The organism is Nonomuraea sp. NPDC049655 (assembly GCF_044465465.1).
Classification (GTDB): Bacteria; Actinomycetota; Actinomycetes; order Streptosporangiales; family Streptosporangiaceae; genus Nonomuraea.
In genome coordinates this window covers 459127-473822 of sequence record NZ_JBITLS010000003.1, presented here as the reverse complement: position 1 = coordinate 473822, position 14696 = coordinate 459127, and the positions used below count along the sequence as shown (strand labels likewise).

The 14696-nt window shown below is 74.6% G+C and carries 14 protein-coding genes; all 14 read left to right on the top strand.

Translation table 11 applies throughout. The features are described 5' to 3' along the window. Positions 1-36: 36 nt before the first annotated feature. The 14 genes from ACIBQ6_RS11940 to ACIBQ6_RS11875 all read left to right on the top strand — a co-directional run bounded on the left by ACIBQ6_RS11940 (position 37) and on the right by ACIBQ6_RS11875 (position 14677). Positions 37-1416, top strand: coding sequence for a LysR substrate-binding domain-containing protein (locus tag ACIBQ6_RS11940; RefSeq protein ID WP_397211504.1), 1380 nt, complete (start codon positions 37-39; stop codon positions 1414-1416). A 47-nt stretch (positions 1417-1463) separates the two neighbouring features. Beyond that, positions 1464-2102, top strand: a complete 639-nt coding sequence (locus ACIBQ6_RS11935; RefSeq protein WP_397211502.1) for a TetR/AcrR family transcriptional regulator — start codon at positions 1464-1466, stop codon at positions 2100-2102. Positions 2103-2114: 12 nt separating this feature from the next. Continuing rightward, on the top strand, positions 2115-2399 hold the full coding sequence (locus tag ACIBQ6_RS11930) for a DUF6204 family protein (RefSeq protein WP_358286809.1): 285 nt from the start codon (positions 2115-2117) through the stop codon (positions 2397-2399). A 27-nt stretch (positions 2400-2426) separates the two neighbouring features. Next, positions 2427-2987, top strand: a complete 561-nt coding sequence (locus ACIBQ6_RS11925) for an XRE family transcriptional regulator (protein ID WP_358286808.1) — start codon at positions 2427-2429, stop codon at positions 2985-2987. 20 nt (positions 2988-3007) lie between these two features. After that, positions 3008-3538, top strand: coding sequence for a GNAT family N-acetyltransferase (locus tag ACIBQ6_RS11920; protein ID WP_397211499.1), 531 nt, complete (start codon positions 3008-3010; stop codon positions 3536-3538). A 78-nt stretch (positions 3539-3616) separates the two neighbouring features. Beyond that, positions 3617-4915, top strand: coding sequence for an alpha-amylase family protein (locus ACIBQ6_RS11915; RefSeq protein ID WP_397211497.1), 1299 nt, complete (start codon positions 3617-3619; stop codon positions 4913-4915). Positions 4916-5090: 175 nt separating this feature from the next. Further along, positions 5091-5765 carry a DNA/RNA non-specific endonuclease gene (locus ACIBQ6_RS11910; protein WP_397211495.1) on the top strand — a complete coding sequence of 225 codons (675 nt, stop codon included), beginning with the start codon at positions 5091-5093 and terminating at the stop codon, positions 5763-5765. Positions 5766-5826: 61 nt separating this feature from the next. After that, entirely contained in the window at positions 5827-6420 is a 594-nt protein-coding gene (locus tag ACIBQ6_RS11905) for a biotin transporter BioY (protein ID WP_358286802.1), read from the top strand. Then, a complete protein-coding gene (locus ACIBQ6_RS11900; RefSeq protein WP_397211493.1) occupies positions 6420-7760 on the top strand; it encodes a class I adenylate-forming enzyme family protein in 1341 nt (446 codons plus the stop codon). Before ACIBQ6_RS11905 ends, ACIBQ6_RS11900 begins: the two co-directional genes overlap by 1 nt. 1 nt (position 7761) lies before the next feature. Beyond that, positions 7762-8886 carry a thiolase family protein gene (locus ACIBQ6_RS11895; protein WP_397211491.1) on the top strand — a complete coding sequence of 375 codons (1125 nt, stop codon included), beginning with the start codon at positions 7762-7764 and terminating at the stop codon, positions 8884-8886. Further along, positions 8883-9557 (top strand): energy-coupling factor ABC transporter ATP-binding protein, encoded by a 675-nt coding sequence (locus ACIBQ6_RS11890; RefSeq protein WP_397211489.1) that lies wholly within the window; start codon positions 8883-8885, stop codon positions 9555-9557. The genes ACIBQ6_RS11895 and ACIBQ6_RS11890 overlap by 4 nt, the downstream gene beginning before the upstream one ends. After that, the gene (locus tag ACIBQ6_RS11885) at positions 9554-10159 is read left to right on the top strand and encodes an energy-coupling factor transporter transmembrane component T family protein (protein ID WP_397211487.1); all 606 of its coding nucleotides are present in this window, start codon (positions 9554-9556) and stop codon (positions 10157-10159) included. The genes ACIBQ6_RS11890 and ACIBQ6_RS11885 overlap by 4 nt, the downstream gene beginning before the upstream one ends. A gap of 133 nt (positions 10160-10292) precedes the next feature. Beyond that, positions 10293-12551, top strand: a complete 2259-nt coding sequence (locus tag ACIBQ6_RS11880) for an exo-alpha-sialidase (protein ID WP_397211485.1) — start codon at positions 10293-10295, stop codon at positions 12549-12551. A gap of 86 nt (positions 12552-12637) precedes the next feature. Next, positions 12638-14677: a prolyl oligopeptidase family serine peptidase gene (locus ACIBQ6_RS11875; protein WP_397211483.1), complete on the top strand. Its 2040-nt coding sequence runs from the start codon at positions 12638-12640 to the stop codon at positions 14675-14677. Positions 14678-14696: the final 19 nt, after the last annotated feature.

The following is a 14696-nucleotide window of genomic DNA, read 5'->3' as shown; positions in this document are numbered from 1 at the left end:
AACAGATGATTGTGATGGCTACTACAATCTGAGGTTATGGAACTGAGGCAGCTGGAGTACTTCGTCGCGGTGGCCGAGGAGCGCAGTTTCACCCGCGCGGCCGAGCGGGTGCACATCAGCCAGTCGGGCGTCAGCGCCCAGATCCGGCAGCTCGAACGCGAGCTCGGCGCCGAGTTGTTCGACCGGTCGGCCCGGGTGGCCACGCTCACCGTCGCGGGCAAGGCGGCGCTCGAACACGCCCGCGCCGCGCTGGCCGCCGCCGGTGCGGTGGGCCAGGCGGTGGGCGAGGTGACCGATCTCATCCGCGGCACGCTGACGGTCGGCATGGTGCTCGGCTGCACGGTCACGCCCCTGTTCGACGCGCTGGCCGCCTTCCGCCGGGCGCATCCGGGCGTGGAGCTGTCCCTGCTGGAGGACAACTCCGACAAGCTGGTCGAGGGGGTCCGTGGCGGCGCGCTCGACCTGGCGCTCATCGGCGTCGCGAACGGCGTTCCCGAGGGTCTGGAGGCGCTGACGATCGTCAGCGAGCGGCTGGTCGCGGCCGTCCCGCCGGAGCATCCGCTGGCCGGGAGGGGGCGGATCGCCCTGCGCGACCTGGGCGAGCAGGCGATCGTGTGCATGCCGCGCGGCACGGGGCTGCGGGCGGTGTTCGACGAGGCGTGCGCGGCCCAGGGGCTGCGGCCGCCGATCGCGCTGCAGGCCGGGGCCGCCGACGCCATCGCCGGCCTGGCCGTCCGCGGCCTCGGGGTGGCGATTCTCAGCGAGTCGATGGCCGCGCTCCACCGCGACCGGCTCACCGCGCTGCTCATCGACGACGTGCGGACGCCCGCGCTGCTCGCCCTGGTCTGGCGGGAGGGCGGCGGCCCGGCGGTGCGGGCGCTCGTGCCGCACGCCCGCCGCGCGTTCGCCGGCGGCCCCGGCGGCGAGCCCGACGATTGTCAGCCTCCCCTTGACAGAGCGAGCCGTCAAGGGAAGGCTGACAGCATGATGACACGTAGCGAGACCAGTCGGGACCCCGTCGAGCACCTGGCGACGAGGTGTTCGTTCTGCGGCAAGCCGCACGAGGAGGCCAGGAAGGTCGTCGCCGGGCCCGGCGTCTACATCTGCGACGCCTGCGTCGACCTGAGCCAGCAGATCGTCCACGCCGAGCTCCGCAAGGCGCCGGCCGGCGACGGCGGGCGCGTCCACTGGGGCCCTGCCCCGGACGACAAGTACGTGACCGGCATGTCCGACGACGACGTGCTGGCCTCCCTGCCCCGCCAGGCGCTCACCCTTGAGCAGGCCGAACGCGACCTGCGCGCCTGGGTGGCCATCCTGCGCGCCCGCAACGTGACGTGGGCCAGGATCGGCGAGGCCCTGGGCATCACCCGCCAGGCGGCGTGGGACCGGTTCGCCGCCGACGTCGAATCCCGATGACCTCCGCAAAACTGCAATCCATTCCATTTTTGCAGTAGAGTCCTGTCATGACCGAAGGGCTTCGCGAGCGCAAGAAGCGCAAGACCCGCCGGCACCTCTCCGACGTGGCGATCGGGCTGTTCGTCGACCGCGGCTTCGACCAGGTCACGATCGCCGAGATCGCCGCGGCAGCGGAGGTGTCGGTGAACACGCTCTACAACTACTTCACCGCCAAGGAAGATCTCGTGCTGCCGCCCGAGGAGGCCTCGCCGCAGCGGCTCGCCGACATCGTGCGCGAGCGCGCGCCGGGCGTGTCGGCGGCGCGGGCGGTGCTGGGCCGCCTGCGCGAGGAGGTGCGCGAGCGCGAGCGCAGCCTGGGGCTGACGGCCGGGTTCGGCCAGGTGCTGGAGATGATGCTGGCCGCCCCCACGCTGCGGGCGCGCCTGGAGGAGTTGGGCCGGCAGATGACCGACGCGCTCGCCGACGCGCTCGCCGAGGAGACGGGGGCCGAGCCGGGCGATCCGCTGCCGCGGGCCGTCGCCTGGCAGATCGGCTGCCTGCACTCGCTGGTGTACGCCGAGGTCGGCAGGCGGGTGGCGGCCGGACAAGGGCCCGACACCATCGCCGAGGCCGTGCTGGAGCTGCTGGACGTGACCGAGGGCCTGCTCGGCGAGCCCTTGCTGACCTATGCCGTACGGGAGGGCTGAGCGTTGTTCCGGGTGACCATCCGCGGGAAGTTCGACGGGATCGACGAGGAGGGGCGGGCCGCGGTGCTGGCGGCCCACGACACGGCGTTCACCGAGGCGGGCACGTTCACCCACGACGGCACCGTGTCGGCGTTCACCTTCCGCTGCCAGGTGCCCGCCGGGCCGGACGACGGTGAGCACGAGGCCACCGGGCGGGCGGTCGCGGCGCTGGAGGCGTACGGGGTGCCGTACCGGGTGCTACAGGTGGCGGTGACCGACATGCGGGACATCAGGATCCGCCGGAAGGGTCGCCGCTGATCCCGTATATGGGATATCGTCCCGGATATGGGACAGGATCTGGACGAGCGGCTGGCCGGGCGGCTCGCCGAGCTGCGGGTCGAGCGCGACTGGTCGCTCGACGACTTGGCCGGGCGCGCCGGGATCAGCCGCTCGACGTTGTCCCGGCTGGAGCGCGGCGAGATCAGCCCCACCGCCGCCCTGCTCAACAAGCTCTGCGCGGTCTACGGGCGCACGATGTCGCGCCTGCTGGCCGAGGTGGAGCCGGAGCCCGCGCAGGTGGTGCGGGCGGCGTCCCAGGCGGTGTGGCGGGACGAGAGCTCGGGCTTCGAGCGACGTTCCGTCTCGCCGCCGCATCCAGGGTTGCGCGGCGAGGTCGTCGAGGGTCGGCTGCGGCCGGGCGCGGACATCGCCTACGACGAGCCGCCGGTCCCCGGGCTCGAACAGCACGTCTGGGTGCTGGAGGGCGTCGTGGAGATCACCGCCGACGGCCGCGTCCATCGGCTGGAGGCGGGCGACTGCCTGCGGTTCCGCCTGTGGGGGCGGTCGCGCTTCCGCTGCCCGGGGCCCTCGCCGGTCCGTTACGCCCTGGTCGTCGTCCTGCCGTGAGCACCCGAAGGAGCCCTGTCGTGCACACCGTCACCCGCATGTCCGCGCAGGAGTTCGCCGGCAGCGTCGAGGAGCTGGCCGTGCTGCTGGCCGACGCCGTCGAGAGCGGCGCCTCGGTCGGCTTCCTCAAGCCGTTCGGCCCGGAGGAGGCCGCGGCCTGGTGGCGGGAACAGGCGGCGGCGGTGGCCGAGGGCGGCATGGCGGTGTGGGCCTGCCGCGACGCCGACGGCTTCCTGGCCGGCACGGTCAGCCTGGTCCTTGCCCGCAAGCCCAACTCGCGGCACCGGGCCGAGCTGGTCAAGCTCCTGGTGCACCGCCGGGCGCGCGGGCGCGGCCTGTCCCGCCTCCTGCTGGCCGCCGCCGAGGACGGCGCCGTCGCGGCCGGGGCCGGCCTGCTGGTGCTCGACACCGAGACCGGCAGCGCCGCCGAGCACGTCTACCGCACCGGCGGCTGGACCCGCTACGGCGTCGTGCCCGGCTACGCCGGCGCCCCCGACGGCACCCTGCTCGACTGCAGCTTCTTCTACAAGCGCCTCCCGACCGGCGCGTGAGCCGGTCGGGGCCCCGGCGGGCGGCTCCCGGCGGGGCCCCGCCTAGAATGAGCTTCGGATCTTCATCGGGGGGTTGACGTGCCGTCCTGGGCAGAGCAGGCGATCTTCTGGCACGTCTACCCGCTGGGCTTCTTGGGCGCCGAGCGGGCCGCCGTGCCGCGGGTCACCCACCGGCTCGCGGGCCTGACGCCGTGGCTCGACCACGCCGCCGCGCTGGGCGCCGACGGGTTGCAGCTCGGCCCGATCTTCGCCGCCGAGACCCACGGCTACGACACCCTCGACCACTTCCGCGTCGATCCGCGCCTGGGCGACGACGGCGACTTCGACGCTCTGGTGTCGGCCGCGCACGAGCGCGGGCTGCGGGTGCTCCTCGACGGCGTCTTCAACCACGTGGGCCAGGGTTTCCCGCGCTTCCAGCAGGCCCTGCGCGAGGGGCCGGGCTCGGCGGCCGCGCGCTGGTTCCGGCTGCGCTGGCCGGCCGACGGCGGCGCTCCCGCGCACGACGACTTCGAGGGGCACCAGTCGCTGGTCGCGCTCGACCACGCGGAGCCGGCCGTCGCCGAGCACGTCGCGGCGGTGATGGCCCACTGGCTCGACCGCGGCGCCGACGGCTGGCGGCTGGACGCCGCCTACGCCGTGCCGCCGGAGTTCTGGGCGCGGGTGCTGCCTCAGGTGCGCCGCGGGCGGCCCGAGGCGTACGTGGTGGGGGAGGTCATCCACGGCGACTACGCCGCGTTCGTGGCCGAGACCGGCGTGGACGCGGTCACCCAGTACGAGCTGTGGAAGGCGATCTGGAGCTCGCTCAACGACCGCAACGCCTTCGAGCTGGCCTGGGCGCTCAAGCGCCACACCGCGTTCGCGGAGTCCTTCGCGCCGATGACGTTCGTCGGCAACCACGACGTCACCCGCCTGGCCAGCCGCCTGGCCGACGAGCGCCACCTGCCGCACGCCCTGGCCGTGCTGATGACGGTCGCCGGCACGCCCTCGCTGTACGCCGGCGACGAGTACGCCCTGCGCGGCGTCAAGGAGGAGCGCGAGGGCGGCGACGACGCCGTGCGCCCGGCCTTCCCCGCCTCCCCGCTGGAGATGCCGCCGGCCGGCCTGCCGGTCCTGGACCTGCACAAGCGGCTCGTCGCGGTGCGCCGCCGCCACCGGTGGCTGTCCCGCGCCCACACCACCGACCTGGTCCTGTCCAACCAGCTCTACGCCTACGAGAGCCGCTCCGGCGGCCACGCGCTGGCCGTGGCGCTGAGCACCGCCGACGAGCCGTCGCAGGTCACGCTGCCCTTCTCCGGGAGCCTGGCCGCCGGCGACGGCGTCCTGGACGGCTCGCTGCTGACCCTGCCCCCGCACGGCTGGGCCGTCGTCGAACCCTGAACAGGGCGACCTACCTGTAATCACTACGAACAGTAGCGTTCCAGCAACGTTCCGCTACAACATCGTCGGGGCATCACTATCGCGACAAAGCCGACGCGCTCGCCGACAGGGCGAAGCAACCCGCCGACGCGGGCCCGTCGTGCGTCCCCCGCGAGAGGACTGCCTTCTCATGCCCATGACCCGGCTCCCCCCTGTCCTGTGCGCCGCCGCGCTGGCGGCCGCCACCCTGACGGCCCCCGCCCAGGCGGCCGGCCCCAGCACCAGCACCAGCCCCAGCACCGGCCCCAGCACCGGCACGGACGCCGCCGCCTGCATCCGGCACCTGGCCAAGAACCACACCTACAAGGACGGCTCCCGCACCTACACCACCGACGGCGCCGGACGGCCCGCCCAGGCCCTGGCCCCCCGACTGGCCAGGAAGGCGGCCGCGCGCAGCGGGTGCGAGGCCACCGTCGGCAACTGGGGCGGCAGCGGCGACTGGCAGGGCGGCCATCTCATCGCCTCCTCCTTCTCCGGCGCCAGCCTGCGCTACAACCTGGTCCCCATGCGCGGCAGGCAGATCAACCAGGGCCTGATGCTCCGCGTCGAGAACGGCGCCCGCGCCTGCCTGGAGGCCAAGGGCGGCGCGGTGGCCGACTACCGCGTCGAGGTGCACTACCCCGACGGCACGACGGTGATCCCCGACCGCATCCACGTCTCCATGGCGGCGACGATCTCCGGGGTGTCCCGGCGGGTCACGGTCACCTTCCCGAACGCCACCCTGTCGGCCCGTGAGCTGGACTCCTGGCACACGAAGATCACCAACGCGTTCCGGACGGCGCACTGCATGAGCGCCTCTGACAAGGCGTAGCCGCCGGTGTTGTGGGAACCCTGCATGCGGGATCGACCCGTTCTGGTGTGGGATCGTCCTCATGACGAACGCAGGAAGACGGCGGCGGTTCCCCACCGGTGACCTGGCCAGGATCGCGGTGTTCGCCGCGCTGATCGCGGTGCTGGGCGCGCCGGGGGCGGTCAACGTTTTCGGCAACGCGGTGCCGATCACTCTCCAGACGCTCGGCGTCATGCTGGCCGGGGCCATTCTCGGCAGCCGGCGGGGGGCGCTGGCGGTGGTCGTGCTGCTGGTGCTGGTCGCGGCCGGGCTGCCGCTGCTGGCGGGTGGGCGCGGCGGGCTCGGCGTGTTCACCGCCGCCTCCGCCGGGTTCCTGCTCGGCTGGGTCCCGGGGGCCGCGGTCACCGGGCTGCTGGTGGAGCGGGCGGGCCGGACGCCGAGCGTCCTGCGGCTGCTGGTGGCGTGCGCGGTGGGCGGGATCGGAGTGGTCTACCTGGTCGGCGTGCCGGTGCAGGCGCTGGTCACCGGGCTGCCGCTCACCAAGGCGCTGGCCCTCAGCGCGGTGTTCCTGCCGGGCGACGCGCTCAAGGCGGTGGTGGCCGCGCTGGTGGCCAGAGGCACGCAGCGTGCCTATCCCGACGCCGTGCCGGCCGTCCACCGCGAACGGGTGCGCTGATGCCGGTCGCCGAGCACGTCCTGCGGCACGCCGCCGACGGCCCGTCCCGGGTCGCGCTGCGCGGCCCGGGCGGCTCGCTGACCTACGGCGAGCTGGCCGGACGCGTCCAGGGCGGCGCGCGGCATCTTCGCGGGCGCGGCGAGCTGGCCGCCATCGCCCTTCATGACCCGGTCGAGCTGCTGGTCGCGGTGCTGGCGGCCGATCTGGCGGGGGTGACGCCGCTGGTGGGCGACCCGGCGTGGAGCGTGGAGCGGTGGGCGCGGGTGGCCGGGGCAGCGGGCGCCGATCTGCGGGTCGAGGAGCCGCTGCCGTGCGCGCCGGGCGCGCCCCTCGTGCCCGAGCCCCGTCCCGGCGACCGGGCGTGGGCGTGCTTCACCTCCGGCAGCACGGGCCGGCCACGCGCGGTGGCGCGCACCCGCGCGTCCTGGACGCGTTCCTTCCCGCACCTGACCGAGCTGACCGGCATCGGCCCGGCCGACGTCGTCCTGGTGCCCGGCCCGCTGGTCTCCTCCCTGTACGCCTTCGCCGCCGTGCACACGCTGGCCGTCGGCGCGACCGCCGTCGTGCCGGGCGGGCGGCCCACGGCGGCGTCGCTGCGCGCGGCGACCGCGATCCATCTGGTGCCCCACCGGCTGTCCGAGGTGCTGGAGCAGGCGCCCCGCCTGCGTACGGCCGTCGTCGGCGGCGCGGCGCTGAGCGGGCAGGCCCGGGACCTGGCCGAGCGGGCGGGGGTGCGGGTGATGTCCTACTACGGCGCGACCGAGCTGTCGTTCGTGGCCTTCGACCCCGACGGGAGCGGGCTGCGGGCCTTTCCTGAGGTCGAGATCGAGGTCAGGGCCGAGCCGGGGCGCACGCTGGGCGAGGTGTGGGCGCGCTCGCCGTGGCTGGCCGAAGGCTATCTTGGCGGCGCGAGGGGTCCGCTGCGCCGCGACGGCGCGGGCTGGCTGACGGTCGGCGACCTGGCCGAGCCGTACCGGGCCGGGCAGGTGCTGCGGGTGCGCGGGCGCGGCGACGGCGCGATCCAGACCGGCGGCGCGACCGTCGTGCCCGAGGACGTCGAGGCGGTGCTGCGGAACGTGCCGGGGGTGGGGGACATCGTGGTGATCGGGTCGCCGCACCCGTCGCTCGGCTCGGTGGTGACCGCGGTGGTCGAGGGCGCCTCGCCGCCGCCGCGCGCGCTGCTGGAGGCCGTCGCGCGCAGCGGGCTGGACGTGGCGCAGCGGCCCCGCCGCTGGTACGCCGTGCCCGTCCTGCCGCGCACCGGGTCGGGCAAGCCGGCGCGCGGCCTGGTGGCCGACCGGCTGGCCGGCGGCGACCCCGAGCTGCGGAGGCTGGTCTGAGGTGGGCGGACGACCCGTCGTCGTGGCGGCCCGCCGTACGCCGATCGGCACGGCCGGGCACGCCTTCAAGGACGTGACCGTCGACCGGCTGGCCGCCCCCGTGATCGAGGCGGTGGCCGCCGAGGCCGGCCGGCCGGTGGACGACGTGGTGCTCGGCAACTGCATGGGCCCCGGCGGGAACGTGGCCCGGGTCTCGGCGCTGGCCGCCGGGCTCGGCCACGGCGTGCCCGGCCTGACCGTCGACCGGCAGTGCGGCAGCGGGCTGGCCGCGATCCTGGTGGCCGGCCAGGCGGTGGCCGCCGGGGAGATGGACCTGGTGATCGCCGGGGGAGCCGAGAGCGCCTCGACCGCGCCGCTGCGCACGCCCCGGGGCGCGGACCGTCCCTACGACCGGGCGCCCTTCGCCCCCCAGGGCCATCCCGACCCCGACATGGGCCCGGCCGCCGAAGCCCTGGCCGGCGCGTACGGCATCAGCCGCGCCCGCCAGGACGACTACGCCCGCCTCAGCCACGCCAAGGCGCTGGCCGCCCGCGCGGCGGGCGCCTTCGACCAGGAGATCGTGCCGGTCGGGGGCCGGTCGGAGGACCAGCGTCCCAGGGCGCTGCGGGCGGCGTCGCTGGCCCGGTTGCCCGCGGCGTTCGTACCGGGCGGTACAGTGACCGCCGGTAATTCCTCCCCGGTCAGCGACGGCGCGGCCGCCGTGGCGCTGGCGCCCGAGCGGGCCGGCCTGCCGGGGTTGCGGCTGTTGGCCGGGTCCGTCGTCGGGTGTGATCCGGCGCTGCCCGGATGGGGGCCGGTGCCCGCGGTCCGCCGGGTGCTGGCACGTGCGGGGGTGGACATGGGACGGGTGGCCGCGGTGGAGATCGTGGAGGCGTTCGCGGCGCAGGTGCTGGCCGTCACCGACGCGCTCGGCCTCGACCCGCTGGAGGCCGACCGCGATCGGGTGTGCGCCGGCGGCGGCGCGCTGGCGCTCGGCCATCCGTGGGGCGCGACCGGCGCGGTGGTGGTGACCAGGCTCTTCTCCAGGCTGGTACGGGCCGGGGCGCCCGCGGGCACGCTGGGGCTGGCGGCCGCGGCGGTGGGCGGCGGGCTGGGCGTGGCCGCGCTGTTCGAGGTGGTCGCGTGATCGAGTTCGCCGACGTGCACGTCCGGCTGGGCACCCGCGACGTGCTGCGCGGCGTCACCGCGAGCCTGACCGAGCGCCGGGTGGGCGTGGTCGGCGCGAACGGCTCGGGCAAGAGCACGCTGGCCCGGCTGATCAACGGCCTGGCGGTGCCCACGTCGGGCGAGGTCACCGTGCTCGGCCTGGACACCCGCCGGCAGGCGGCGCGGATCAGGCGGCGGGTGGGGTTCCTGTTCACCGACCCCGACGCGCAGATCGTCATGCCGACCGTGGCCGAGGACGTCGCCTTCTCCCTGCGCCGCAAGGGCCTGCCGCGCGAGGAGGTCGAGCGCCGGGTGCACGACGTGCTGGCCCGGCACGGCCTGGACGGGCACGCCGACCATCCCGCCCACCACCTGTCCGGCGGCCAGAAGCAGTTGCTGGCGCTGTGCGCGGTCATGGTGCTCGAACCCGACATCCTGGTCATGGACGAGCCCACGACGCTGCTCGACCTGCGCCATTCGCGGCGGGTGGCCGCGTTGTTGCGGGAGATGCCGCAGCAGGTGGTGGCGGTGACGCACGACTTGCCGCTGCTGGCCGGGTTCGACCGGGTGCTGGTGCTGGACGAGGGCCGGGTGGTCGCCGACGGCACGCCGGCCGAGGCGATCGGCCACTACACCGAGCTGATGGCGTGAACGGGCTCACCGGGGCGTACGTCCCGGGCGGCTCGTGGCTGCACCGGCTGCCGCCCGGGGTCAAGCTGGCGGGGCTGGCGGTGTCGTGCACGGCGTTGGTGCTGGTGCGTCCGCCGGTGGCGCTGGCGGGGGCGGCGGTCGTGGCGGCGGCGCTGTACGCGTCGGCGCGGGTCGGGGGGCGGGCGGCGTGGGCGCAGGTGCGGCCGGTGCGCTGGTTCGCGGTCATGCTGTTCGTGCTGCAACTGGTGTTCGCGGACCTGGACGCGGCGGTGTCCTCGACGTTGCGGGTGGTGCTGGCCGTGGCGCTGGCGGGGCTGGTGACGCTCACCACGCGGACGGCCGACATGCTGGCGGCGCTGGAGCGCGTCCTGTCGCCGGTCAGGTTCGTGGGGCTGGACCCGTTCCGGCTGTCGTTGCTGCTCTCGCTCACCGTGCGCAGCGTGCCGGTGGTGGCCTCGCTGGCGGTGCGGATCCGGGAGGCGCAGCGGGCGCGGGGGGTCGAGCGCAGCATGCGGGCGTTCGCGGTGCCGCTGGTGGTGGGCGCTCTGCGGCACGCGGACGCGCTGGGTGAGGCGCTGTCGGCACGCGGGCTCGACGACTGACCCGCACTTCATCACAAAGCGGACATAAGGCAGTTACAACTTACACCTCCACTTTTGGTCAAATATAGCCTTCTTGCGTAAATAAACGACAAAACGGACGTCGATCGTTCGTTGCGCAAGGAGTCCTTCCCCCGTGCTGCCCACCAGAGCGCTGCTCGCCGCCTGCCTGCTGGCCCCCCTTCCCGTCGTCCTGCAGGGGACGGCGCACGCGGCCGCGTACTGCTCGATTCCCGACACGCCCGCCCTCACCGCCCAGGAGTCGGGGCCGCGTGAGGGTTACCTGGCCGGATCGGGCAGCGACGCCTTCGTGGACTGGGTCTACCCCAGCCCGCGCCCGGCGGCCAAGGAGCCGACGGCGGCCCAGCGCCGCGACTACGCCGGCTTCCCCAACCTCACCGCGATCGACGTGGTCCGGCCCGACGGCACGCCCGGCCAGAAGCTGATCGCCACCTGGTCCACCAACGTGGACGCGGTCATGGCCCAGACCAGCGGCATGGCCGTCTCCGACGACGGCGGCCTGACCTTCGGCCCGGCGCGCAGCACGCCGCTGCGCGAGGCGCCGGTGCAGTTGCACGACGGCCGCCTGTTCGGCACCGCCTACTACCTGTCGAAGGTCGACGCCCACACCAACGAACTGGACGTGCACACCTCCACCGACCTCGGCCAGACCTGGGACACCGCCAAGGCCACCTTCACCAGCCCGGACGAGCTGGTCGGCGGCGGCGTGGCGCACGGCGTGCCGATCCAGCTGGCCGACGGGACCGTCCTGGTGACCGTCTACGCCCGCTACACCGCCACCGGCGGGAAGAACCAGGCCGAGCTGTACGCCAGCGCCGACGGCGGCCGGACCTTCGCCCGCCGCGGCGTCGTCGCCCGCCCGGCCGGCGAAGCGACGTACAACGAGACGGCCGTCCAGCAGACCGCCGACGGCAGCCTGCTGGCGGTCATGCGCAAGGACGGCGGCACCTACTCCACGCTGGCCTGGAGCCGTTCGACCGACGAGGGCCGCACCTGGTCGGCGGTGCGCGACCTGCAGCTGTCCGGCCAGAGCTGCACGGTGCGCGGCGTGGCCCCGCGCCTGCTGCTCATGCCCAACGGCGTGCTGGTGCTCAGCGCCGGCCGTCCGGACGACTGGCTGGCGATCTCCCCCGACGGCCGCGGCGACTCCTGGACGCAGCAGCGCGTGACCTACCACAACCGCGACGGCGTCTACGACACGCACGGCTCGTCCGGCTACACGGCGCTGGCCGCCGTCGGCGCCAACCGGCTGGTCCAGCTCTTCGACAACTGCAAGCTGCCCGGCGTCAAGGCCGACGGCACGCTGAACGAGACCGCCTGCCCGGCGAGCGGAAAATTCGAGAACGGCGGCTGGTACGCCGTCAAGCGCCGCCACCTGGACGTCCTGGCCCCCGGCGCGGGCCGGATCGACCTGGCCGCCAAGCAGCGCGCCGGCGAGCTGACCGTCGAGACGAACATGACCTGGGCCGACGCCCGGCGGCCGCGGGTGCGCCCCGACGGCGCCTTCGACGGCAGCACCGCGTACTGGTCCAGCGCCGTCTCCCAGGGCCCCGGCGAGTACGTCCTGCACCTGGACCGCGAGCAGACCTTCAACCGGATCGGCCTCAGCCTGCGCCCGGGACACCCGGCCTCGGCCAGTGTCTACGTCTCCAAGGACGGCGCCGACTGGGGCCGCCCGGTGGCCACGGTCACCGGGCGCACCGACTACGCGCTGCGCCACCAGCCGGTGAACGCCACCGGCCGGCACGTCAAGATCGTCGTCGAGGCCACGCCGGACTGCGACGCCGAGATCGGCCCGAGCTGCGCGATGCTCAACGAGGTCGAGCTCTACTCCACGACCGACACCTTCGACAACGACCCGATCTGGCTGCGCCCGCGCGGCTACCAGAGCCTGTCGGCGGCGTGGGTGTCGCCGTACGAGGTGGGCGCCGACCGGGCGCTGACCCTGTCCGACAAGTCCACCACCCTCATGGCCAAGGCCGCCCGCACCACGACCGCGAGCGCGCGCAAGACCCTGGAGTTCCGCTACAAGCCGGTCAGCGTGACCAACTCCTTCCTGTTCACGGTGACCAGCGGGACGACGTCGGCCTACCACCTGAGCATCAGCAGGGCCGGCGCGGTCAGCCGCTACGACGCCGCCGCCAAGAGGTGGACGACCCTGGCCCCCGCCGGGACGGTCGGCGAGGGCTGGACCAGGATCCGCCTGGAGGCCACCACCTCCTCCGCCACCCTGTACGCCGGTGACCGGCAGATCGCCACGCTGCCCCGCACGGCCGCCGTCACCTCGATGGACGGCTACGCCTTCAGCAGCGCGGGCACCGCTCCGACCGGCGACGAGGCACTGTTCGACGACGTGTGGTTCGAGGACCGCTGACCTCGCGCGGCGGCGCGGGAGCGTGCCCGCGCCGCCACCGTGGCCTGCCTTGCGCCGCCTCGACGGGCCGTGCCTATGATCGCGCCATGCCTCCCCTGACGCTTCCCCGCCAGCACGCCCGCACGGCTCGCTTCACCTACGGCGTCCCGCGGAACTTCACGATCTCCCCGGACGGCGCGCGGGTGATCTTCCTGCGGTCGTCCTCGGGCGAGGATCCGGTGCACCGGCTGTGGTCGTTCACCGTGGCCACGGGGGAGGAGCGCCTGCTGGCCGAGCCGGGCGCGCCCGTGCCCGGCGCACGGCTGTCGGAGGCCGAGCGCGCCCGCCGGGAGCGCACCCGTGAGCACGCCTCCGGCATCGTCGCCTACGCCACCGACGCGGCCGTCGCCAAGGCCGTCTACGCGGCCGACGGCGCGCTGCACACCGTCGACCTGCTGACCGGCGAGGTGACCGCGCTCGGCCTGACCGGCTCCGACCCGCGGCTGGACCCCACCGGCGAGCACGTCGCGTTCGTCTCCGGCGGCGCGCTGCACGTGGGGGAGCGGCCGCTGCTGGTCCCCGACGGCACCGACGTGACGTGGGGGCTGCCCGAGCACGTGGCGGGCGAGTCGATGGGCCGTCACCGCGGCTACTGGTGGGCGCCCGACGGCACCCGCCTGCTGGCCGCCCGGGTGGACAACGCCGCGGTGCAGAAGTGGTGCCTGGCCGAGCCGGCCGAGCCCGGCCGGCCGCCGCGGACCATGGCCTACCCGCCGGCCGGCACGGCCAACGCCGACGTGTCGTTGTGGCTGGTCACGCTGGAGGGCCGGCGCATCCGGGTGGTGTGGGACCGCGCGGCCTTCGAGTACGTGGCGGCGGTGTCATGGACCGGCCAGGGCCTGCTGGTGCTGGTGCAGAGCCGCGACCAGCGCACCACCCGCGTCCTGGAGGTCGATCCGGCCACCGGGGCGACCACGCCGGTGCGCGAGGACACCGACGACGCCTGGCTGGAGCTGGTGCCCGGCGTGCCGTCGCGCACGGCCGCGGGCGAGCTGGTCTGGACGGTCGACCGCGACGACACCCGCCGCCTGATGGTCGGCCAGGACGTGGTGACCCCGCCCGGCCTGCAGGTGCTGGCGGTGCTGGCCGTCGACGGCGACACCGTGCTCCTCCACTGCTGCGAGGAGCCCACCGAACGGCACCTGTGCACCTGGTCCAGGGCCGAGGGCCTGGTCAGGGTGACCGCCGAGCCCGGCGTGCACACCGGCACGCGCGCGGGCGGGGCGACGGTCGTGGTGCGCCGCTCCCTGGAGGAGCACGGAGTGCGGGTGAGCGTGGGCGGCCGGACGATCGCCTCCCACGGCGCGGTCCCGGTGCTGCGGCCGCGGGTGGAGCTGGTGTCGCTGGGCAAGCGCGACCTGCGCACGGCGGTCCTGTTCCCGTCCGGGCACGTGCCGGGGTCGGGGCGGTTGCCGGTGTTGTTGTCGCCGTACGCCGGGCCGATGGCGGCGCGGGTGCTGCGCGGCCTGGACGGCTTCGCGATCGAGCAGTGGTTCGCCGACCAGGGCTTCGCCGTGCTGGTGACCGACGGCCGGGGCACGCCGGGCCGGGGGCCGGCCTGGGAGCGCGCGGTCCGGTTCGACAAGCTGAGCGCCGCGCTGGAGGACCAGGCCGACGCGCTGCAGGCCGCCGCCGCCCGCCATCCCGACCTGGACCTGGGCCGGGTGGCGATCCGCGGCTGGTCCTACGGCGGTTACCTGTCGGCGGCGGCGGTGCTGCGTCATCCCGACGTCTTCCACGTGGCCGTCGCGGGCGCTCCGGTGACCGATCCCCGCCTGTACGACACCCATTGGCAGGAACGCTACCTGGGCCATCCCGACGAGCATCCCGAGGCCTACGACCGCTGCTCGCTGCTGGCCGACGCGCCCGGCCTGAGCCGTCCGCTGATGCTGGTGCACGGCCTGGCCGACGACAACGTCTTCGCCGCCCACACGCTGCGCCTGTCGGCGGCGCTGCTGGCCGCCGGTCGTCCGCACACGGTGCTGCCGCTGAGCGGCGTGACGCACATGGCCCCCCAGGAGGACGTGGCCGAGAACCTGCTGCTGCTGGAGCTGGACTTCATCCGCCACCACCTATCCCAGGTTTGACTTATATAAGTCGCACCTG